Origin of the sequence: Ruegeria halocynthiae (assembly GCF_000743705.1) — a bacterium.
Lineage (GTDB): Bacteria > Pseudomonadota > Alphaproteobacteria > Rhodobacterales > Rhodobacteraceae > Ruegeria > Ruegeria halocynthiae_B.
Map to the genome: position 1 here is coordinate 24089 of NZ_JQEZ01000009.1, position 18542 is coordinate 42630.

Annotated in this window: 23 protein-coding genes; 18 read left to right on the forward strand and 5 right to left on the reverse strand. The window is 57.3% G+C overall.

Translation table 11 applies throughout. From position 1 onward, the window contains the following. Positions 1-18: 18 nt before the first annotated feature. Together JT51_RS20365 and JT51_RS21345 are read left to right on the forward strand one after the other, a co-directional pair. A complete protein-coding gene (locus JT51_RS20365; RefSeq protein WP_235216218.1) occupies positions 19-966 on the forward strand; it encodes an alpha/beta hydrolase in 948 nt (315 codons plus the stop codon). 443 nt (positions 967-1409) lie between these two features. Beyond that, positions 1410-2684: a hypothetical protein gene (locus tag JT51_RS21345; protein WP_051927676.1), complete on the forward strand. Its 1275-nt coding sequence runs from the start codon at positions 1410-1412 to the stop codon at positions 2682-2684. A 460-nt stretch (positions 2685-3144) separates the two neighbouring features. On the opposite strand, the gene JT51_RS22310 is transcribed toward JT51_RS21345, so the two are convergent. Beyond that, positions 3145-3903, reverse strand: coding sequence for a hypothetical protein (locus JT51_RS22310; protein WP_235216219.1), 759 nt, complete (start codon positions 3901-3903; stop codon positions 3145-3147). Between the two features lie 179 nt (positions 3904-4082). Between JT51_RS22310 and JT51_RS20375 the strand changes: the two genes are divergently transcribed. Both JT51_RS20375 and JT51_RS20380 read left to right on the forward strand, forming a co-directional pair. Then, positions 4083-4463, forward strand: a complete 381-nt coding sequence (locus JT51_RS20375; RefSeq protein WP_037317492.1) for a hypothetical protein — start codon at positions 4083-4085, stop codon at positions 4461-4463. Positions 4464-4655: 192 nt separating this feature from the next. After that, positions 4656-5063, forward strand: a complete 408-nt coding sequence (locus tag JT51_RS20380; RefSeq protein ID WP_051927677.1) for a thermonuclease family protein — start codon at positions 4656-4658, stop codon at positions 5061-5063. Between the two features lie 384 nt (positions 5064-5447). On the opposite strand, the gene JT51_RS20385 is transcribed toward JT51_RS20380, so the two are convergent. Both JT51_RS20385 and JT51_RS20390 read right to left on the reverse strand, forming a co-directional pair. Then, complete coding sequence (locus JT51_RS20385; protein ID WP_037317495.1) at positions 5448-6029, reverse strand: Fic/DOC family protein; 582 nt, start codon at positions 6027-6029, stop codon at positions 5448-5450. After that, positions 6029-6244 carry a hypothetical protein gene (locus JT51_RS20390; protein ID WP_037317498.1) on the reverse strand — a complete coding sequence of 72 codons (216 nt, stop codon included), beginning with the start codon at positions 6242-6244 and terminating at the stop codon, positions 6029-6031. The genes JT51_RS20385 and JT51_RS20390 overlap by 1 nt, the downstream gene beginning before the upstream one ends. Positions 6245-6576: 332 nt before the next feature. On the opposite strand from JT51_RS20390, the gene JT51_RS20395 reads away from it, so the two are divergent. Next, positions 6577-6771 carry a hypothetical protein gene (locus tag JT51_RS20395; RefSeq protein WP_037317501.1) on the forward strand — a complete coding sequence of 65 codons (195 nt, stop codon included), beginning with the start codon at positions 6577-6579 and terminating at the stop codon, positions 6769-6771. Here JT51_RS20395 and JT51_RS20400 read toward each other — a convergent pair. Continuing rightward, positions 6765-7343: a hypothetical protein gene (locus JT51_RS20400; RefSeq protein WP_037317541.1), complete on the reverse strand. Its 579-nt coding sequence runs from the start codon at positions 7341-7343 to the stop codon at positions 6765-6767. The genes JT51_RS20395 and JT51_RS20400 overlap by 7 nt on opposite strands. A 450-nt stretch (positions 7344-7793) precedes the next feature. On the opposite strand from JT51_RS20400, the gene JT51_RS20405 reads away from it, so the two are divergent. The 13 genes from JT51_RS20405 to JT51_RS22010 are packed head-to-tail and all read left to right on the forward strand — an operon-like array spanning position 7794 to position 17967. After that, the gene (locus tag JT51_RS20405) at positions 7794-8507 is read left to right on the forward strand and encodes a lytic transglycosylase domain-containing protein (RefSeq protein WP_081894770.1); all 714 of its coding nucleotides are present in this window, start codon (positions 7794-7796) and stop codon (positions 8505-8507) included. An 18-nt stretch (positions 8508-8525) separates the two neighbouring features. Beyond that, complete coding sequence (locus JT51_RS20410; RefSeq protein WP_037317504.1) at positions 8526-8807, forward strand: TrbC/VirB2 family protein; 282 nt, start codon at positions 8526-8528, stop codon at positions 8805-8807. Between the two features lie 17 nt (positions 8808-8824). Continuing rightward, positions 8825-9100 carry a type IV secretion system protein VirB3 gene (locus JT51_RS20415; RefSeq protein WP_037317547.1) on the forward strand — a complete coding sequence of 92 codons (276 nt, stop codon included), beginning with the start codon at positions 8825-8827 and terminating at the stop codon, positions 9098-9100. Further along, complete coding sequence (locus JT51_RS20420) at positions 9075-11471, forward strand: type IV secretion system protein B4 (RefSeq protein ID WP_152563412.1); 2397 nt, start codon at positions 9075-9077, stop codon at positions 11469-11471. Before JT51_RS20415 ends, JT51_RS20420 begins: the two co-directional genes overlap by 26 nt. Beyond that, positions 11462-11653 carry a hypothetical protein gene (locus JT51_RS20425; RefSeq protein WP_051927678.1) on the forward strand — a complete coding sequence of 64 codons (192 nt, stop codon included), beginning with the start codon at positions 11462-11464 and terminating at the stop codon, positions 11651-11653. Before JT51_RS20420 ends, JT51_RS20425 begins: the two co-directional genes overlap by 10 nt. Then, positions 11650-12756: a lytic transglycosylase domain-containing protein gene (locus tag JT51_RS20430; RefSeq protein ID WP_037317510.1), complete on the forward strand. Its 1107-nt coding sequence runs from the start codon at positions 11650-11652 to the stop codon at positions 12754-12756. The genes JT51_RS20425 and JT51_RS20430 overlap by 4 nt, the downstream gene beginning before the upstream one ends. 32 nt (positions 12757-12788) lie before the next feature. Then, a complete protein-coding gene (locus JT51_RS20435; protein ID WP_419177316.1) occupies positions 12789-13526 on the forward strand; it encodes a type IV secretion system protein in 738 nt (245 codons plus the stop codon). Between the two features lie 14 nt (positions 13527-13540). After that, positions 13541-13918 (forward strand): hypothetical protein, encoded by a 378-nt coding sequence (locus JT51_RS20440; RefSeq protein WP_235216220.1) that lies wholly within the window; start codon positions 13541-13543, stop codon positions 13916-13918. Continuing rightward, the gene (locus JT51_RS20445; RefSeq protein ID WP_037317516.1) at positions 13918-14949 is read left to right on the forward strand and encodes a type IV secretion system protein; all 1032 of its coding nucleotides are present in this window, start codon (positions 13918-13920) and stop codon (positions 14947-14949) included. The genes JT51_RS20440 and JT51_RS20445 overlap by 1 nt, the downstream gene beginning before the upstream one ends. Beyond that, a complete protein-coding gene (locus tag JT51_RS20450) occupies positions 14946-15611 on the forward strand; it encodes a virB8 family protein (protein ID WP_037317519.1) in 666 nt (221 codons plus the stop codon). The genes JT51_RS20445 and JT51_RS20450 overlap by 4 nt, the downstream gene beginning before the upstream one ends. A 3-nt stretch (positions 15612-15614) precedes the next feature. Further along, positions 15615-16346, forward strand: a complete 732-nt coding sequence (locus JT51_RS20455; RefSeq protein ID WP_037317522.1) for a TrbG/VirB9 family P-type conjugative transfer protein — start codon at positions 15615-15617, stop codon at positions 16344-16346. A 3-nt stretch (positions 16347-16349) separates the two neighbouring features. Next, entirely contained in the window at positions 16350-17771 is a 1422-nt protein-coding gene (locus JT51_RS20460; protein WP_037317525.1) for a TrbI/VirB10 family protein, read from the forward strand. Between the two features lie 22 nt (positions 17772-17793). Then, complete coding sequence (locus JT51_RS22010; protein WP_160175204.1) at positions 17794-17967, forward strand: hypothetical protein; 174 nt, start codon at positions 17794-17796, stop codon at positions 17965-17967. Between the two features lie 46 nt (positions 17968-18013). Here the strand turns inward: JT51_RS22010 and JT51_RS20465 are convergent. Then, a partial coding sequence (locus tag JT51_RS20465) for a recombinase family protein (RefSeq protein ID WP_037317529.1) occupies positions 18014-18542 on the reverse strand: 529 nt, incomplete at its 5' end.

Genomic DNA, 18542 nt, shown 5'->3' on the forward strand with positions numbered 1-18542 from the left:
GCTGAAGGGCCAGGCAACGTGACAGCTCATTGGATTCACACCGATGACAACGTGCGGCTGAGGGTGGTTCATTGGCCGACTTCCAAGCCATCAAAAGGCACGGTTTTTCTGTTCCAGGGGCGAACGGATAACATCGAAAAATACGGGCGTACCGTCGAGTATCTGCATAGCTTTGGCTACACTGCGTTCGCTGTAGACTGGCGCGGACAAGGGCTTTCGGACAGGCTCACTGAAGATCCGATGATGGGGCACGTTGTTCGGTTCTCCGACTACCAGAAGGATGTCTCTGCTACGATTGACGCAGCCAGATCGCTAAATCTTCCGCAGCCTTGGTATCTGATCGGGCACTCGCTAGGGGCGTGTGTTGGGCTACGGGCAATAGCTGAAGGGCTCCCGGTATCTGCCTGCGCGTTCACGGCGCCTTTGTGGGACATAAATCTTCCAAGATTGCAGCGCATCGGCGCCTGGCCTTTGACATGGGCATTTCAGACACTTGGGAAAGGTGGCACCTATGCTCCAGGCACGCGTGGGGTGAGCTATGTCTTGACGACTGATTTCAAAGACAACAGGCTGACACATGATCCTGATATGTACGAATACTATGCGAATATTTCGGAAAATCTGCCTGAACAAGTGATTGGCGGGCCTAGTATGGGGTGGCTGTTTCAGGCGCTTAAAGAAACCAGGTCGTTGTCAGAAATGCCGTCCCCCGACATACCATGTATCACGTTCTGCGGCGCCGAAGATGAAATCGTAGCCATTGCGGCAATACAGGATCGAATGGCGCGCTGGCCTGGTGGGAGATTGGAATTGATACAGGGCGCAAGGCACGATGTTCTTTATGAGACACCAAAGGTTCGTGAGAACGTGTTGGCCCAAATATGCCGGCTTTTCTCAACTTCAAGCGACGAAGCGCTGATAGCATCGGACCCATCAAGTCGTGCGGCATTGGTTGAAAATCAATGACGTATTCAGGGGCAGGGGTAAGCGTTATACTGTCAGGTGACTACACATTACTACTATCGTTTGAAGCGCCGCTACGTGAGCTAGGCATTCCGGCACCCATGGATCCTTTCCGGTAGGGGGCAGGATCGTACGTTAGTGTCCTTATGAGGTTCGTTCAGCGTTACAGCGGCACGTCGCGCATGTTTTGCATGAGATCCTGCTCTGGAGGTGTCTTAAAGTTAGCACGATATAATTCTCAGATGCCCCTTCATATCCGGACACACCTGCCCTTCGCTGCGAGGAGCACGAACTAGGAGGATGCGGACGAAGCGGCCATTTACAAATGAAAACCTATCTCAGAAGTGCTGTTCGAAGTCATACAAGTTGCTTTTCTGCACTTTAAATCAAGTGGCACCAAGTGGTATGGCCCGCTCGGCGGATCAAACAAATGATAGGAAGCGTGGATGACGGAGACGGTATTCTGGTCTTGGCAGGCTGATCTCAACCCGAAGGTGAACCGTTCATTTATTAGGGCCGCCTTGGATGCTGCAAGGGGCAAGGCACAAGAGGAGCTGCAACTCGACGAACCTGAGCGGAAGATCGCGCTCGACCACGACACGAAGTCCGCGCAGGGTATGGCGGACATCGTAGGAACGATCTTTGAACAGGTTGCCAAGGCAGCCATTTTCGTGGCGGACGTTACACCTGTTACGACAAGCGAGGCAGGGAAAGCCGTCCCGAATCCAAACGTAATGATTGAGCTTGGCTACGCTATGCGTGCGCTCGGCCATGAGAGGATCATTGCCGTCCTGAACGTCGGCTGTGGAACTGGTCCTGAGGCCCTTCCTTTCGACATTCGCCACAGGCGGATCTTGACCTACAACCTTCCATTAGAGGCAGATTCCGCGACCCGAGACAAGGCGCGAGCGAAGCTAACGAATGATCTCGCGATCGCACTTGTAGCGAACCTGCAAGCGATCAAACGGATCGAAACAGAGCATACCGAGATCGAGATGGCGGAAGAGGACAGGCACAGACCTGGGGTCTGGAAGGGACATTGGCCTGCGATTCACCGAGCGGCCTTCGGTCAAGAAAAGTCGGTGCTGCCAAAACTAGTGCCAAGGGCCGTCCTTAGAGTCGCCCCAGCGGAGTGGCCCTCAGACATTCCGCCGATCGCCATGCTTGATAAGCTGTCGGCCGAAGCGACGCTCTATGCGCCCTACGGCGCGGGAACGTCGGGCGACCATGGGCCGTTCCAGGATGGATACCTCGCCTACTGGATGCCGCCAGAATCCAGCAACGGTTCGGAAATTTCGGTTTTCAATGTAGCGGCTTTCTTAGAAAGCCCCGGTGAAGTGTGGTTGTCCGATGGCACAATCGTGGAAGAAAGAGGGGGAAAGAGGTTCATCTCACATAGCCACCTCATGAGGAACTGGATCCGCGGACTGGACCGATCTCATGCACTTTTAGACGAACTCGGAGCAGGACAACGGCGACGGGTCCTTCTGGAAGTCAGCGATCTGTCTGACACCTATTGGCCAACGCAGGAGGGCTACGTTGCTGGTAGGAACAGGAAGCCTCGAGTGGCGCACGATCGGACTGAATCTAAGTGGGAGCCTGCCGTCCGGAAGGGTACGCTTAGACAAGCGTGGAACGCGCTCAGGAACGCGTATTCGGAACCTCCGATGTCCGCAGATGAATTTGATCAATATTTTCGTGCACAAGCGGAGTCGGCCTGATGGGGTAGAGAGGCGCGTCGGCTGCTGGTGGATCCAGTCCCAGCAGCTGGGCCGTAGAAGCCTCAAGGTCGGCACCCGAGGGGGCGCCGCCGGTTCACTACGGGTGAAGCAGGCGAATGCTCATTATGCTGCGCTGTCTGTAATTGGGGTTGGGTCGGGCTTGTGTTTTGCAATTCGCCATACATCAGAGAAGTATCTTCGACCTATCAACAGGCACAGAAACCACTCTCACCTGTTAGGCCGTGGGGAACGGCCACAAAGGGCTCTTTTGTAGCAATCGCTGCGCGCGGTACAAACGGCTGGTTTCACTAACGTACGATCCTGCCCACTACCGGAACGGGCCCCACCCACACTGGCGCGAACTAGCGCCCATCAATTTTGAAAGGCGTTTTCCTCCTCTCTGGCTCCGCAAGCCAACTCCGTGCGATGGGTTGAATTTTGGGCAATTCTTGATTGGCGCTTAGTAAGGGACCAGCTCATAGTCGTAGCGCCCAAAAATGTCTGACCACTCAACTCCGACACCCCTGAAATAGCTTGGGCAGTCTTTGCGGAGGGGAAGCCAATCTGGTTTTGGTCCAGGGGCACGATCTGACCAGTGGGAATTGGCGTTCTCGTCATAGGTACCAACAGCCATATCTAAGCGGGGTTCGCATGGACCTTCGCGTTCACGCACTCGATAGCTATAGTGCCTGACATGCCAGACACGGATGCTCCGAACTACATCAAAGTCTGATGAAGATAGATCAACGCTTGCCAATGTTGGCACGGCCAGGGCAGGAGAACCGTCACCCAGTTTTGCCCATGGCCGTCGTGATGCGCCGAGGGGGGTCCAGCTTGCACCTTCGTCCGCGCCAGTTGTTGGCCACAACTCAGATGCAAACGAGACTTCGACAACCAAAGGCGTTTCTTCTTCGCCGGGCAGCTCGGGGATTGGTGTTGCACTTGCGGCCTTGATAGCTTCCAGGCGCTGCATCGGCGTAAGTATGGATGAGCCTGCGGCAACACCCATCGGGCAGCGCCAGAGTTGCAGCGGCGGCTCAACAGGCATGGGCGTTATACGCCGAATGAACTCTGCCCTCGCCGCATTGCAATCTGGATCATTCGGCCAGCCCCCAGCGAGGCAAAGAAAAATTGCGCAGTCGATAGGATAGGCGTGTGCTGGATTAGAAAATCCAAGTGCCAGGGCAGACGTGCATCCCAGGAGCGTCAGTCGAAACATGGTAGGATCCTTTCAAGAAGAAGTGATTTTGTGAATCGTGTGCGCTGATTTCCGCAAAAAAGTTAGAACACGATATTTTATGTTTTGCAAATTTCAAATTTTACATTATTGAAAAAACCAGATCAAAACTTTCGCAGGTTTCGAAAGGATGTAAGAAGTCGTCCCACAGGGGGACGACCATGCCGCACAGAAAGAACTTTCCATTGATCACACAAGGCGAAGCACGTGACCTTGTTGAATCAGGTAAGGACTATGAATTTCGGTATGACCTAGTCGAGCTGGGACAAAATGGACGTCCGCAATACATTTGCATCTATCGCTATGATGGAAAGGACAACGTCCTCATCTCTGAGAGGGCGACTTCGCAAGGCGTTGTCCCTCGCAGACTGTCGTTGTTTCCGGGCCTGTTCAATTTCCATAACCGCTTCAGACAGGGCACTGATATCACCCTGCACAATGATCTTACGATCACGACAGATGGGGTTCGGGGAAAGATTAACCTGGACTTTGATAAAGAGCCCGAACAGGGCGGCTCAGAAGACGACAGCGAGACTTCGTAGATCGGCATCCCACTCCAAACGGGCTCAGGCTAATAGCCGTCTGAGCCAAATCCTTTCTTTGCCAGACGTCGATAAAGAACCAAGTCTCTCCACTCACCAGGAACGGCACGGGGTAGGGGGCACACCCGTTGATGGTCGCTGCCCCGTTGCCTCAGGTCCTGACTTTCTTATGCAAAAGGGAGGGCAGGGCGCATGAAAAAGCTCCTTCTTTCCAGTGCAGCGCTGGCTGGGTTGCTGGTTGCAATCCATCACCTCAGCCAGAACACCAAAGTTTTGAGCGCATCAGAGGTTGTTGCTGTTGACGGCGACACACTTGGCCATGGCGATGATCGGTATCGACTTGTCGGCTTCGATACGCCTGAGACCTACCGGCCGCAATGTGCAGCAGAGAAGGTTTTGGGGTTGAAGGCGAAAGGCAGGCTGACAGAGATCATCCAAACAGCGGGCCAAATTGAGTTGGTCATCCAACCAGAACTGGACAAGCACGATCGTTTTCTGGCGGTCGGACGCGTGGATGGTCAGGACGTCGGGACCATCCTGATTTCCGAAGGTCTCGCCCGACCCTATAGCGGCAGCAAACGCCAGTCCTGGTGCATCTGATCGGAGAGTAGAATGCAGCAAGAGGAAGAAAACTAGTCGAGCAAAGAACGGTCCTGTCGGTTGCGCCAACAACCGGCAGGACCAGAAAAACGCCCCAAAGCCATCCGGGGCCTTCCTCAAACATCAAGAGAGGACCGTAACGATGAAGAAACCACCAACCCCTGATGCTGCTCCTAAAAAGGACAGCAATTGCACTGGAGTCAATGCCTGTGGCTCCGGGAAGCAATAGCGACATCCGAGCGTTGGCCGGTTGTCCGAATCCTGCGTGCTCAGTGCGCCGGCTTTACGCCCCATAAGACTTATTATGGTTAAATTATGCTTCAAAAAGCACTTGTTCGGTGTATTTAGTTGAAGATGTCGCGTCTTCGGCAATTACCAAAGAATTTATTCCATCATGGCTAAAATCGCCCGTGTCAGAGGGTCGTTGTTCGCATGGAAGCTGGCAACCATAGCGCTCATGAACTGATCTGGCTCAATCAGATCTTCGTTCATTTCAAATCCGGAAATATCCAACAAGATGTTCAGAAGCGTTAGCTGACACCGCCCGTTACCTTCCCGGAATGGATGGACCGCGTTGATTTCAGCGATGTAGTGTGCAGCACGTGGTGCGAATTCCTCAGGGTCTTCCAGTGAAGTCAGATGATCTTCATTGGCAAGCTGATTAAACAGCGTTGTCATCTGTGCATCGGTGTATTCCGGATAGCAAAACCAGTTCCCACCTTTGGCGGTTCGAATTTCGCGAGGCAGGCCGGCCCAATCGTAAACGTCCTGAAAAAAGTGATGGTGGATTCTTTTGTAGTGCCCGTAGTCAAGATCTCCGCCTGGGAGAGCTTCTTCAGACCGGGTCAGAAACATCAACTGTTCAAACTGATCCAGTTCTTCCTGATCTCTCAGGTTAGCCTTATTCCTAAGAACCTGCGTGCCGGGGTAGCAGAGAGGATCTTCAGTCGCGTCGTACCGACTCATCAGCCTCGCTTTGCGATAAATTGTCCAGTGATCGCGGAACGGAGCGCGTCACCCTTCAACCCGCGCTCCTCAAGGCGCGAGATTGCACCCGCCGATTGCGAGTTCAACGACATACCTTCAACCTGCGCAAACTTCTTCGCTTTATTCTTGCCGAGGGGTTTGGCAATGAACCGGCCAGAGGCTGCAGAGCGCGCTATGGAGCTGTTTTTCTTCATGGCTGAATCTTAACATGGCCCGGTTAATAAACGCAAAGGGTACAGTCTTTTGGTGATTTTCTCGTGCTTTAAGAATGCCGCGCCTGCAGTTGGTTCTGCGGCCCAAGATAACAGACTGGCATCGCGATGCGTATCACGCACAGGCTGATATCTTTGACATGCCCCGGACCCGAGCAGGCCTTCAAAAAGATAGGTGCGGCCCGCGACCAGGGCAGTGTGGACTGGCAACATATTGCCTGATCTCCGATCAAAACGCGGTTACGCGCGCCAGAGGCACGTGAGTCCCGTATAAGTAGAGTTCCATCCAACGTCCCCATCTATGGGGCTAACCAATGTCCGACCGTCTTACATTTGCCTATCCAGTTCGAGAGGGTTTCGTTGAAACCGACGAGACCACCCAGATCGTGTGGCAAGAGCATCTGTGGAATACAGGCACAACAACGCGGTGTTGGTTCGTGGACCCGACATCGATCTGCCCCACGCACATCAAGGAACGCGACGTATCGCTAAATCGCACCGATCAGTAGTGAACCCAATCGGTGAAGTCCAATGCGCCTTCATAGTCACTGTATTCCATCATGACAGCGCGGCTGGAATACGACCAAACCCCACTGGACCTAGGCGTTGGAATCCTCTGCCTGTTTTCGGATGTGAACGATCGCGGCCAGGGCCTGTTTGCGCCGGAAACACGAACAACGTCGCGGCAGTTCTGGTTTTTATGATTGCAGGATTCGACGGACCAGTCCCATTGGCGTGGCTCGTCCTTGCGCGTGTAAGACCTCCCACTCCACCAAAGAACGCGGGTCCGCCGCAGCCAGTTGTAGTCCGGGGATGAGATGTCCAGGGCCTCGGTGCCACCCGGTCCACCCTGTGAAACAGGCACCGCCGCGTAGGTGCAGACGCCAAACGGCGGCAGGCTGGGCCAAGGTGTGATCCGCCGGATCATCTCGGCATACGCGGCGGAACACACAGCGCTGGAGGGAAAGCCCCCCGCCATACAGAGCATGATGGCGCAATCCATGTCATAAGCGCGTGCACTCTGGCCCCCAACCGACACACTAATGGCGAGAACGGCAGATGCAAGATATGTGCGTTTCATGAGGACCTCCATCATCTGGTTCGGCCAGTTTCCGCCGAAATAGCATTACGTGCAATGTGTCATATTGCAAAGCAGTGGCTTTGCGCGCAATCCTGCTGATTGTAAGAAGGGCTCCCAGAGGGGGAGTCCATTTGCCGATAGCCAGAGATCAGATTTTGATTACAATTGATGGGGTAAAAGACCTCATCGGGTCTGGAGTCGACTTCCGCTGTCGGTATGAGCTTGTCGAGTTCACGGACGATGGGAAGCCCCGCTACCAATGTGTCTATCTGCGTGAGGGAGAACCTGAGGCCATTCTGGTCTCAACCCGGTTCGGCCCCTATGGCCCTGATGCGCGGCTGTTCAACCTCTGGCCGGGTCTCTTCAAGCACCACCGTGAATTTGGCGATGGTCGCCTTTTGTGTTTTGACCACGATTACAATATTGCCTTCGACCCTTCCGGCGGAGGCAATGATCTTCGCACGAAACGGAAGCGTCAGGACAACTGACGGCTGGACGTTTCACGGGCAAGTCCGGGATACCGAGCGTACACCTGATAACCAGCGCAAATCTGCAATCGCATCTGCCGATGTTCTGACCGCGATCCAGTCCACCGCGAAACGTCACGAACGCAACCGGGCCATTATTGAGGCGGGTCTTTCTTCTGCTGACTGGCAAGCCCTGTTTCAGGCATTGGTTGAGGCCGAAAGCGCTTACCGCCCACATGCCCTCAGCCCCAAAGGTGCCTACGGGCTGGGTCAACTCATGCCCGCCACGGCCCGCGCACTCGGCGTCGACAGGACGGATGTAGCCCAGAACCTCGACGGATCAGCACGATACCTGTTGGCCCAGCTCGCAAGGTTCAAGGACATCGACAAGGCCCTGGCCGCCTATAACGCGGGCCCGCATCGCATCCTAGAATACAGCGGAATTCCACCTTTCCCGGAAACCCGCACCTATATCGCGCGCGTGCACCAGATCCGGACGCGCCTGATGAACACGGCAGCTCAGGACAGGACCCGCAGGGACGCGCGCGCAGACACGCGCTCTGCCATTGCACCTGAGCTGAAACCGGTCGGTTCACCTCGACCCACTCACATCATGGAACGGAAATCACGCTCGATGGCTGCAATGCAGATCGAGACCCTCGTGATTTCGAACGCTGCAGAGGTGAACCGGCCATAATCTAACCGAGGGAGACCCATGCACAGACGACCCTCAAAATATCTGCCCTTTGTTGCCACGGCCCTCTCATTATGGGCCGCCCCGGTACTCGCGCAGGACCTCTCTCCCATTCAATCCATGCTGGAAACCGTCGAAGCCGCCCTGACCGGTCCGATCGGCATTGCGGTGGCAACGCTGGCCGTCATCGGGACCGGGTTCATGTGCATGATGGGGCGGCTGAACTGGGGCTGGTTTGCATCCGTGGTGATCGGGATCGTGCTGATCTTCTCCGCCGGAACAATCGTGGCGGGGTTTACGTGAAACAGGAACCCCATGACATGATGCGATCCCCCCTCTTTCTTGGTCTTGCCCGCCCCCCAAAATATCTCGGGCTTCCGGTCGGGTACCTGGTGATGCTGTCCCTTTGCGTCGTTCTCCCCTTCATCTGGACCAAGTCGCTCATCTTCTTTCTCGCCGGTGCACTCGCCTATCCGGTTTTGTGGTTTGTCGCGGACAAGGAACCGCATATCTTCGAGGTTCTGCGGGTTTCATATGGTGCCGTGCGTGGCACACGCAACCGGGCGTTTCATGGCGGAGACAGCTATGGCGTTTGACGGGCTGCGATACGCCAAACTGAGCGCCGCCCTGCTAGAGACCAGCGGTTCTGCGTTGGCGCGCGAAAGCTATCTCTCAGAGCATCTGCCATATGTTTCCTTTGCCAAACCGGATGTGATGATCCTGCGCGAGGGTGATCTGATGGCAACCCTGCGCCTGGAGGGCCTGGCCGCTGCAACAACCCCGGACGGTGACCTTGATGCCATGAAACGTGCCGTGGCCGCCGTTATTGCCCAGACAGGCAATCTCTTTGGGTTTTATGTGCATCGCATCTTTGTGCCGCAGGACTTGTCGCTCAGACCGATCCGCGGCGACAGTTTCGCCGCTGAGATCGACCGCCAATGGCAGGCGCATGTCACCAGCCTCACCTGCAAGAAACCCCAGCTTTATCTCAGCATACTAAGGCGACCCGAATTGGGCGCACGGGTGCCCCTGTTGAGTGCAGTCGCCAAACGCACCTGGATGAAAGATCGCGATGTACGCGCCTGCGAGTTGGATGAGGTCACCAGTTTCTTTGAAACCGCACTGGCCGCAGCCAAACCGGTGCGCCTCAACAATTCCACGGGCGAGTGGCTGGGCTATCTCGGAGCGTTGCTCACGGGCCAGTTTGCGCCCCTCGCGAAACCGCAACCCCCCCTTCCCCTCGCTTATGCACTGGGCACCTGCCGCACCACGTTTGAAGGCAACACCGCTAGGATTATCTGCGGTACAACTGGTCAGGTGCGGTATGGCGCGCTGTTCAGCATCAAAAGCTACCCGGCCCTGACGGATGTGAACCTGTTTGACAGCCTCGATCTGCCGCTTGATGTGATCCTGACCAATTCCTTCTCTCCCATTCCCACGAATATCATGGGGGAACGCATTCAACGCATCATCCGACAGATGCGGGCGGCTGATGATGCGGCCATCTCCCTGCGTGAGCAATTGCTGGAGGCCGCTGATGATCAGGAAGCCGGACGCATTGCCTTTGGAGATCATCATCTGTCGATCGCGGTCTACGCACCGGATCAGGCGTCGCTGGAAAATGCTGCCGCAGAGATCAAACGCCTCGGTCAAGACATAATGGCCGTGATCGTGCGCGAGAATATGACGCTGAAGGCGACCTATTTTGCGCAAGCGCCCGGTAATTTTGCATACCGCGCCCGAAAAACACCCATCTCCACGATCAATTTCGCAGATTTCTCGGCGTTGCATGGATGTGTCGAAGGCCGCTCCGACACAGAGATACCCTGGGGCAGTCCACTGACGGTGTTCCCCACGTCCGGATCCTCCGGCTATAGTTTCAACTTTCACGAACCGGGGGTGCCGGAGCGCGAACCAACGGTAGGCCACACGCTCATGCTTGGTCGGACCGGCAGCGGCAAGACGCTCCTATCTGCCTTCCTTGCAGCACAGGCCCAACGGATTGGCGCACGCCTGTTCTTTTTCGACAAAGACCAGGGCCTGGAAATGGCGGTACGGGCCCTTGGCGGGTGCTACAACACGATCCTGGCTGGCATCCCCACCGGCCTGAACCCGCTGCAAACGGAAACCGACAAACGCGGGCAGGCCTGGCTCACCGATTGGCTGGCCACGCTCCTGTCGCGGGGCGGAGATCTTTCCGGAGAACAATCGCGCCAGATCCAGAGCGCGGTGTCTCAGAACGCCAGAGCCGGCGCATCGCTACAACGCTTTGGGTCGTTTCAGACGCTGTTTCAGGCGCTTGATGATGAGGGCGAGTTGCAGGCAAGGGTTGGCGAATGGGCTCCCGGCGGACGGTTTGGCTGGGTCTTTGATGAGCCGGGTGATGGCGACGCACTGGACATGGACGGCGATGTCACAGGTTTTGACATGACCGAAATCCTCGACATGTCGACCGAGCGCATGGCGGTGCTCTCGTACATCCTGCGCCGGATCGAACGGATCGTGGAAGATCGGCGCCCGACCGTGATCGTGTTAGATGAGGCCTGGAAGCTGCTCGATGATGCCTATTTTGCGGCCCGGCTGGAAAACTGGCTCGTCACCATGCGCAAGATGAACTGCGTCGTTGTGATGCTGACGCAATATCCCAGCCAGCTACGCGCGGCGCGGGTTGGCAAGATCATCGTTGAAACCGTGCCCACACAAATCCTGTTTCCCAATGATCGCGCTACACCCACCGATTATGACTTGCTGCGCGTGAACGAAAAAGAAGCTGCCCTGCTGACCCAACCCAGTACCGGGCAACGTATCGCGCTGGTGCGCTCGGCGGGCGACAGCGTGTTTGTGGATGTTGATCTCTCCGCGCTTGGACCTTTGCTGCCGATCCTGGGCGGCGGTCGTTCAGGTGCGGCGCAGGTCGGAACAGACTGGCGCGCCACGCCAGAGTTCTGGAGGCAGACATGCGGCTGATACCCCCCCTACTCTTGCTGATCACACCCCTGAGCGCCTGTGAGAAATACACCGACGCAACCTCGCCCTGTTTTGGCAGTGACGGCAAACCTGCCGTCACGCGTGCCAGCAGCGCGGCCCTGCCCTTTGCTGCTTCCACCACAAAAGACTGCAGCTTCGAAGACATCGGAGCACCCAAATGAGATCCGCTGCCCTCCTCACCTTATGCCTCGCCTGTGCCGCACAGTCAGGTCACGGGCAAGGTGTACCGGTTCAGGACACGGCGGGTCTGGGTCAGCTTGGTGCGCTGCTGTCCAAGCTGAGTGACGACTTCGAGACGCAGGGTGACCATATGGAAACGGGCCGGACGCTCTCTTCCGTGCAGGCGGATCAGCTGCGCGTTCTGGAAGCGATGTCCGCAGCGCTTTCAGGACCCGGGCTTGATATCCTCGCGCTCGAAGGCAATGCCGATTTCCCGGCAGAGGAGGTTTATCCCGCCGCATCCAACCATCCGATGGACAGCCGTCTCTTTGGCGATGGCCGGGAAACCGTAGAAAGGATGATCGTCCGGGTGGCTGGAGAATACGCCGATGCCCCTGGGGTGCGGCGCGCCGGCCTCTCCGCCACCCAATGGCGATGCCTGTTCCAGGCGCTTATCAAACAGGAAAGCCGGTTCAGTGTCTCGGCGCAAAGCCCGGTTGGCGCCTACGGGTTGACCCAGCTGATGTCGGGCACGGCTGCGGATCTGGGTGTGGACCGCTATGATGTGATGGACAATCTGCGCGGCGGCGCGCGCTATATCACAACCCAGCTGCACTCCTTCGGCACCATCCCGCATGCGCTTGCCGCCTATAACGCGGGTCCCGGCCGTGTACAGGAATACGGGGGCGTGCCACCTTTCCCGGAAACCCAGGGCTATGTGCGCAACATCGCGCGCTACTACAATGAATACCTGGCCGTCATTGGGGGTGCCGACGCGCTTGGCACACTCTCGCCATCCGATGGGGCGCTGGCGGAATATAACAGCATTTCCGAGGCCAGTGTCTATTATGCCGCCGACAACCACGCCACATCCGGGCAGGTGATCAACCGGCTTGCCGCGATCATCCGCCAGATCGACGCAACGCCCGACGTCAAACGAGCCATTGAGCTCAACACCTATGCCAAGGCCGAGATCGGCCGCATCCTCAACCTGCGCCTGCGTCTGATGGCCGCCAACCACCAGCGCCATGCGGCCCATGGCCAACATCTTGCCGCCGATCGTCTCGCGGAACGCAGCTTCATGCAGATGGAGGTGATCCGATGAAAACGACCGTCTTTGGTTTGTCGACTGCTCTGATGGCGCTTGGCTTGCTGCCCGACCATGCCGGTGCACAGGGTGTTCCAACCTTCGACAATTCAAACCTGCGCCAGTTGGTGCTGCAGCTCGAGCACATGGCCGAAGATCTGAATGTTCAGCTTCAGCAGCTCGCCACCATGCGGCAGGAGCTGGAAACCCAGCTAAGCCAGCTTCTGAACCTCGAAGCACAACTGGCTTCGCTGAGCGAGGGCAATGAGCTGGGCCAGATTTTCGCGACCGTGGAAGAGTTCGAACGGGTCCGAGGCAAGCTGACCGCTCCGCTGGCCACGGCTGACGCCCTGTCGAGCGGAGATTTCCTGAGCGGGTTCCGCCCCGGGGTCGAACTGGATACGGCTTTAGAGCGCGTGCTGTCCGGAAACGGGTTCACACCGGAACGCCTGTCATCTCTCGCCACAAGCGAGGATCCAGCGGACAACAGGCTGGCCACTAGAGCCGGGTCAAGCGCCATGCTGTCCGTTGCAGCCTCAGAGGCCCATGCGGAGGCCGGAGACAGCCTCGGGCGGCTTGAGACAATGGTCGGCCTGATCGACGATCAGGACGGGCTGAAAGCCGCCGTCGACCTCAACACCCGCGTGACCGCCGAGCTGGGTATCATTCTCACCCAGATCTGGCGGCTTGAGGCGGCAGCCGGTGTCAATGGCGGCCAGCTTGGCGTTGTTGATGCCGCCACATTGGCCGAAGAACGCAAATTCCGCTCCATGGAGGTGCCAAAATGATCCAATCAATACACGTGTTTCTGACAGGACTCACCATTGCATGCCTGCCATTTGTCGCGGCGGCCCAATCCACGCACAGCAGCTTCGAAACCATGGCGCAGCCAACGGATGAAAAGGTCGCGTGCAAAGCGCCAAAACCACCAAAAGACCTGGCCGAGACAGCCTACATTCGCAACGGATACCGCGCGATCCTGCGGATCATGGCTGCTGAGAAATGGCAGGAAACAGGTTCTTGCGACTGCTTCCTGGCTGTCATCAAATGGGAGGAGGTATTGGAAGCAGGGCCCACGTTTCAATCCTCAGATGATCCCAAGCGGCCTTTCGACACTTCCGTTCTGAGAGAAAGAGCGGATGATCTGCTTGCTGAACGCGACGCAGCTTGTGCGAACTGATGGGCATTATCCGTGACATACTCGACCAAGTCGACAACGCCATTGATACGGTTTCTCAAGAAGGCTTCGTTGCATCCGCCGGAGCGGTTGGAGATGTTTTGTCCGTTGGCTCGGCCGTCCTGTTGATCCTGATCGGAGTCAATGTGGTCATGCAACTCCGGCCGATGACATTCGGCAGTACTTTTGCGTTTGGCATAAAGGTCGCGCTCATCGGCGTTTTTGCCCAGAGCTGGGACAACTTTTCGGTTGTCTACCGCATTGCAGTCGATGTCCCCGAAAGCATTGGAGCTTCAATTTTAGATCTCACAGACACTGGCGACGAAGCGGGTGTCTACGAAAGCCTCGATAGCATGGTGAACCGGATCACCGCCTATGGCGATGCCATCGGAGACCGGGCGAGCTGGGTGTTTGGCGCGGTCCTCGGTGCCATCTTCTTTGTTCTCTCCGCCATCTTCGCCGCGGTCACGGCGGGCATAATCGCTTATGCCAGGATCGTCTTCACCCTGATGATCGTGATCGCCCCCTTCATGATCCTCACCTCGCTCTTCAAACCCACTCAATCTCTCTTCGAGGCCTGGACACGCGCCACCATCGGATACGCCCTGATGCCGGTTGCTGCAGCTGGCGCGGCCGGGATCATCGTGGCGATTGCCGAAGCCGTCGGAGACGCTTCCGTCGATCCCGGCAATGTCGAAACGGTCAGCCTCATTCTGCCCTTCCTTGTGATCCTTCTTCTCTCGGCCGGGATCATGGCCGCGGTGCCTTTCATTGCCTCAAACCTGACCGGCGTCATGGGGATTGCCTCCAACGCCATCGGCCTCACTGGTCTGGCTCGCCAGGGCGTGGTCAACGCAGGCGAATATGGAGTCGGTGGTGCCGGGCGTGTTCTCACCGGGCGGACCCCATATGAGCTGCGCCGCAATATCAGCAGCGCAGCCACGGCCAGCAATCAGCTTATCCGAAACACCCCCGCACAGTCGCTTGCACGCATAAAAGCCTTCCGTGCGTTCATGGCTTCCCAGAAGACATGACCCGGGGCCAGTTCGATCAGGACGCCTTTGAAGCGGATTTCATCTTCGGACCCCGACGCAGAGAACGCTTTGCTTACGGGATCGCCGCGGCAGGCGTGATCGTTGGCCTGGCCGGCTTCATCGGAGCCGTCACCTTGTTTCCCCTGAAAACTATCGAGACCTTTGTGGTTGTTGTGGACAAGGACACGGGCGAGATGGATCGCGTGGCCGCAGTCGAAGCGCTGAGCCTCGATGAAAGCGATGCGATCATCCAGGCCAGTCTCGTGGCTTATGTAGATGACAGGGAAACCTATGATCTGAGCGATGGCGAGCAGCGGATCAATTCCGTTCTCCAGCGTTCCGATGAAGATGCCGAACGCACGCTGCGAGATCTCTGGTCTTCCACAAACCCTGACTACCCGATCACCGTCTACGGGCGCGACGCCAGGATTGACGTGGTGATCCGCTCGGTCAACCAGATCGAACCCGGCGTGGCGCAGGTGCGTTTCACCAAAACCCTGCGCAAACAGCGCGACACACGAACGGTCACACGACCCTATGTGGCCACCCTCGGCTATGCGTTCCGGCCAGAGACCCGCCAGCGCCTGCAGCAGGTCTGGGCCAATCCGCTTGGATTTGTCGTGACATCTTACCGCGTCGATGCTGAAACCCTGGAGAACTGAGCAATGCTGACGCGCGCACCCCTCATCGCTCTCCTTCTCACAGCCGCTCCAATTCTTGCCCTGTCTGAGACCACCCCGCAGGGTGGGCCCAAAGACACGCGCATCCGCTATGCGGTCTATGACGGCGACCAGGTTTTCCGGATCGAAACCGATCTGCGCCATTCCACCACCATCCGGTTCGGCGCAGGGGAAAGGTTTGAAGCCGTGATCGTGGGCGACACGGAGAGCTTTCAGGTCGATCCGATCCCGGAGCTTGGCAACATCCTGACCATTAAACCCCATGTGCAGAATGCCTCGACCAACATGACAGTCATTACCAACCGCCGCAGCTATGCGTTCCATCTGCGCGAAGGCTCCATTCCAGGCCGCGGCGGCATGTTCTTTGAAGTCCGGTTTCGGTATCCGGGAGACGCGAGACGGACAAGTTCGGCAAACACGCAGGCCAAAGGTTTTGCTGCTCCGCGCAATTATGACTACAAACTATCCGGCAAGGCCGATTTCCAGCCTGTTGGCGTCTATGATGACGGGCGTTTCACCTACTTCACCTTTCCACAAAACGGACGACAACCCGCGATCTTCAAGGCCGACAGCCAGGGTCGCGAACGCACGGTGAACTGGACCCAGCAGGGCAATACCGTCCGGGTGTCCGGCACCAGCACCTACTGGACCCTGCGCCTCGGGGAGGCGGCCCTCTGCATCTATCGCGATAACTCGGCGATACCGGTGAGGAACTGAGACATGTCGGATGATCCAAACCTCCGGAAACGGCTCGAGACCTTCAGCGGATCCAAACGTTCAGGGCCGCAACGCAGGTTTGGCGTCACAGCCATCGCGCTTGTCCTGAGTCTGGGTGGTGCGGCAATCGCCTATCTTCTTGCAGCAGACTGGAATGCGGATCCGGATTTATTGCAAACCTCGGATGTGGAACCGTTTCAGGAGGATCGCCTCCCAACCGGCGGTCGGCTGGAGTTTCCCGCCGACGAAAGGGATCAGCGCGTCAACGAGGCATTGATTGCAATCGAAGAAGCGCTTGAACTCCCTGCCCCATCCGAAGCTGCAGATGAACCGAACTCGGACGTCCTGGCCGAACTGGCGGAGCTGCGCGATGCCCTTTCCGCAGCACAGGCGGAACGAAACGCCGAGATCCAGTCGGCCGTCAGCGACTTGCGGGCTGCTTTCGCCGATCAGACCAAAACCCTTGAAGCGACGGTCGATGAACGGGATGCCAGGCTAAGCCAGCTGGAGCGTGAGCATGCGGCCCGCCTCAATTCTCTGCAAAGCCAATTGGAAGCCGAACGCGCAGGGCGGGAGGCACTGGAAGCTGAGCAGGCCAACAATGCACTGATCCGGGATCAGCAACTGCTCGCAGAACGGCGCAGGCAAGAGGAGGAGCAAAAGCGTCGTGAGGCGGAACATCAGGCGACACAGCTCCTGACCGCCCAGATCACATCTCCGGCCGTGGTCTATTCCACCGGTGCAACAGCCAGGGCGCAAGCTAAAGGTGGACCAACAGACGGCACGACAGGTGCCGAGTTTCCTCTGAATGAAAACGAAGCCTATCTGCGCCTGGCAGCACCACCGCTGGAAGTCGAAGAGGCCGCTCGTATGGAGCAGCCCGACCGAACGCTTGCGCAGGGTTCGGTCCTTCAGGCGGCCCTGCAAACGGCAATCAACAGCGACCTGCCGGGGAACGTGGTCGCCGTGGTGGCTGAGCCGGTCTACGCTTTTTCCGGGGACGCGATACTGATCCCCCGTGGATCGCGCCTCTTTGGCCAATACCGGTCAGGCGTCGAGGTCAATCAGAAACGCATCCTGATCCTGTGGACCCGTGTTCTCACGCCGGATGGCACATCGATGCAGATTGCATCCGTTGGCGGTGATCAGCTGGGACGCTCAGGGCTGACGGGTCTTGTCGACACCAAGTTTGATGAACGCTTCGGCGGCGCGGCCCTGATATCGATCATCGGCGCCGCCCCGGCGGTGGCGGCCGATCAGATCGAGGAGGACCTGGCCCGCGATGTCGCCCGCGAAATCACAGGAGATCTGGAAGAGGCCACAAGTTCCGTGATCGCGGATCAGGTCTCGATCGCGCCTACCATCTATGTCGATCAGGGCGCGATGGTCACCGTGCTGGTGGACAGGGATGTCGTCATTTATTGAGATCGGGAGGACCTGGTCCGATATGAACAAGCTATTGGAAAAACGCGCCTCTGATCTTGGCCGTGCAGCATTGAAGGTTGCTGCAGAAGCCACCTTAGAGTCTGAGACCACCCTGCCCGCCTCATATCTCGAGCAATATCTTGAGCCGTTTCGAGACCTGATCCTGTGTTCCGACATTGGGGTCGAGTCCGGCTGAGTGCAGAATAGGGCGTTAAGCTCGGATTGGGCTTCTGTGATTGCGCTCAAGCCTCGTCTTCAGCGAGATATCGATAAATAGTGGCCTTAGAGAGGCTGTATTCAGCCATGAGGTCCTTGATTAAGGTGCCCTGCGCGCGTTTTGCGCGCAGTTCTACGATCTGATTGGTTGTAAGCGCAGGCCGCTTCCCAAACTGAACGCCTTGATCTTTAGCCTTCTTGATCCCGTCCATTTGGCGCTCGGCGCGGATTTCGGTTTCGAACTGACCGATGGCTCCCAGCATGTTGAATAGCAGTCGCCCGGTTGCGTCTGATGTGTCGATATTTTGATCAAGGACCACCAGATCAACGCCTTTGTCGCGCAGGGTCTCGGCGATCTGGCACAGGTGTAGAGTTGAGCGCGCCAATCGGTCGATGCGAGTCACGATCAGCTGGTCACCGTTCCGAACGTATCCCAGACACCGTTTGAGCTGAGGACGGGCATCGGTAGTGCCGCTGCGCTTTTCTTCGAACAGCTTGTCGCATTCGTTCAGCTTTTCCCGCTGTACATCTAATGATTGCCCGACTGAACTGACA

Bases quoted from the DNA above. Each gene is read 5' to 3' on its own strand.
- JT51_RS21345 (WP_051927676.1), top strand. From the start codon at position 1,410: ATGACGGAGACGGTATTCTGGTCTTGGCAGGCTGATCTCAACCCGAAG.
- JT51_RS22310 (WP_235216219.1), bottom strand. From the start codon at position 3,903: ATGTTTCGACTGACGCTCCTGGGATGCACGTCTGCCCTGGCACTTGGA.
- JT51_RS20375 (WP_037317492.1), top strand. From the start codon at position 4,083: ATGCCGCACAGAAAGAACTTTCCATTGATCACACAAGGCGAAGCACGT.
- JT51_RS20380 (WP_051927677.1), top strand. From the start codon at position 4,656: ATGAAAAAGCTCCTTCTTTCCAGTGCAGCGCTGGCTGGGTTGCTGGTT.
- JT51_RS20385 (WP_037317495.1), bottom strand. From the start codon at position 6,029: ATGAGTCGGTACGACGCGACTGAAGATCCTCTCTGCTACCCCGGCACG.
- JT51_RS20390 (WP_037317498.1), bottom strand. From the start codon at position 6,244: ATGAAGAAAAACAGCTCCATAGCGCGCTCTGCAGCCTCTGGCCGGTTC.
- JT51_RS20395 (WP_037317501.1), top strand. From the start codon at position 6,577: ATGTCCGACCGTCTTACATTTGCCTATCCAGTTCGAGAGGGTTTCGTT.
- JT51_RS20400 (WP_037317541.1), bottom strand. From the start codon at position 7,343: ATGAAACGCACATATCTTGCATCTGCCGTTCTCGCCATTAGTGTGTCG.
- JT51_RS20405 (WP_081894770.1), top strand. From the start codon at position 7,794: ATGATCTTCGCACGAAACGGAAGCGTCAGGACAACTGACGGCTGGACG.
- JT51_RS20410 (WP_037317504.1), top strand. From the start codon at position 8,526: ATGCACAGACGACCCTCAAAATATCTGCCCTTTGTTGCCACGGCCCTC.
- JT51_RS20415 (WP_037317547.1), top strand. From the start codon at position 8,825: ATGATGCGATCCCCCCTCTTTCTTGGTCTTGCCCGCCCCCCAAAATAT.
- JT51_RS20420 (WP_152563412.1), top strand. From the start codon at position 9,075: ATGGCGGAGACAGCTATGGCGTTTGACGGGCTGCGATACGCCAAACTG.
- JT51_RS20425 (WP_051927678.1), top strand. From the start codon at position 11,462: ATGCGGCTGATACCCCCCCTACTCTTGCTGATCACACCCCTGAGCGCC.
- JT51_RS20430 (WP_037317510.1), top strand. From the start codon at position 11,650: ATGAGATCCGCTGCCCTCCTCACCTTATGCCTCGCCTGTGCCGCACAG.
- JT51_RS20435 (WP_419177316.1), top strand. From the start codon at position 12,789: ATGGCGCTTGGCTTGCTGCCCGACCATGCCGGTGCACAGGGTGTTCCA.
- JT51_RS20445 (WP_037317516.1), top strand. From the start codon at position 13,918: ATGGGCATTATCCGTGACATACTCGACCAAGTCGACAACGCCATTGAT.
- JT51_RS20450 (WP_037317519.1), top strand. From the start codon at position 14,946: ATGACCCGGGGCCAGTTCGATCAGGACGCCTTTGAAGCGGATTTCATC.
- JT51_RS20455 (WP_037317522.1), top strand. From the start codon at position 15,615: ATGCTGACGCGCGCACCCCTCATCGCTCTCCTTCTCACAGCCGCTCCA.
- JT51_RS20460 (WP_037317525.1), top strand. From the start codon at position 16,350: ATGTCGGATGATCCAAACCTCCGGAAACGGCTCGAGACCTTCAGCGGA.
- JT51_RS22010 (WP_160175204.1), top strand. From the start codon at position 17,794: ATGAACAAGCTATTGGAAAAACGCGCCTCTGATCTTGGCCGTGCAGCA.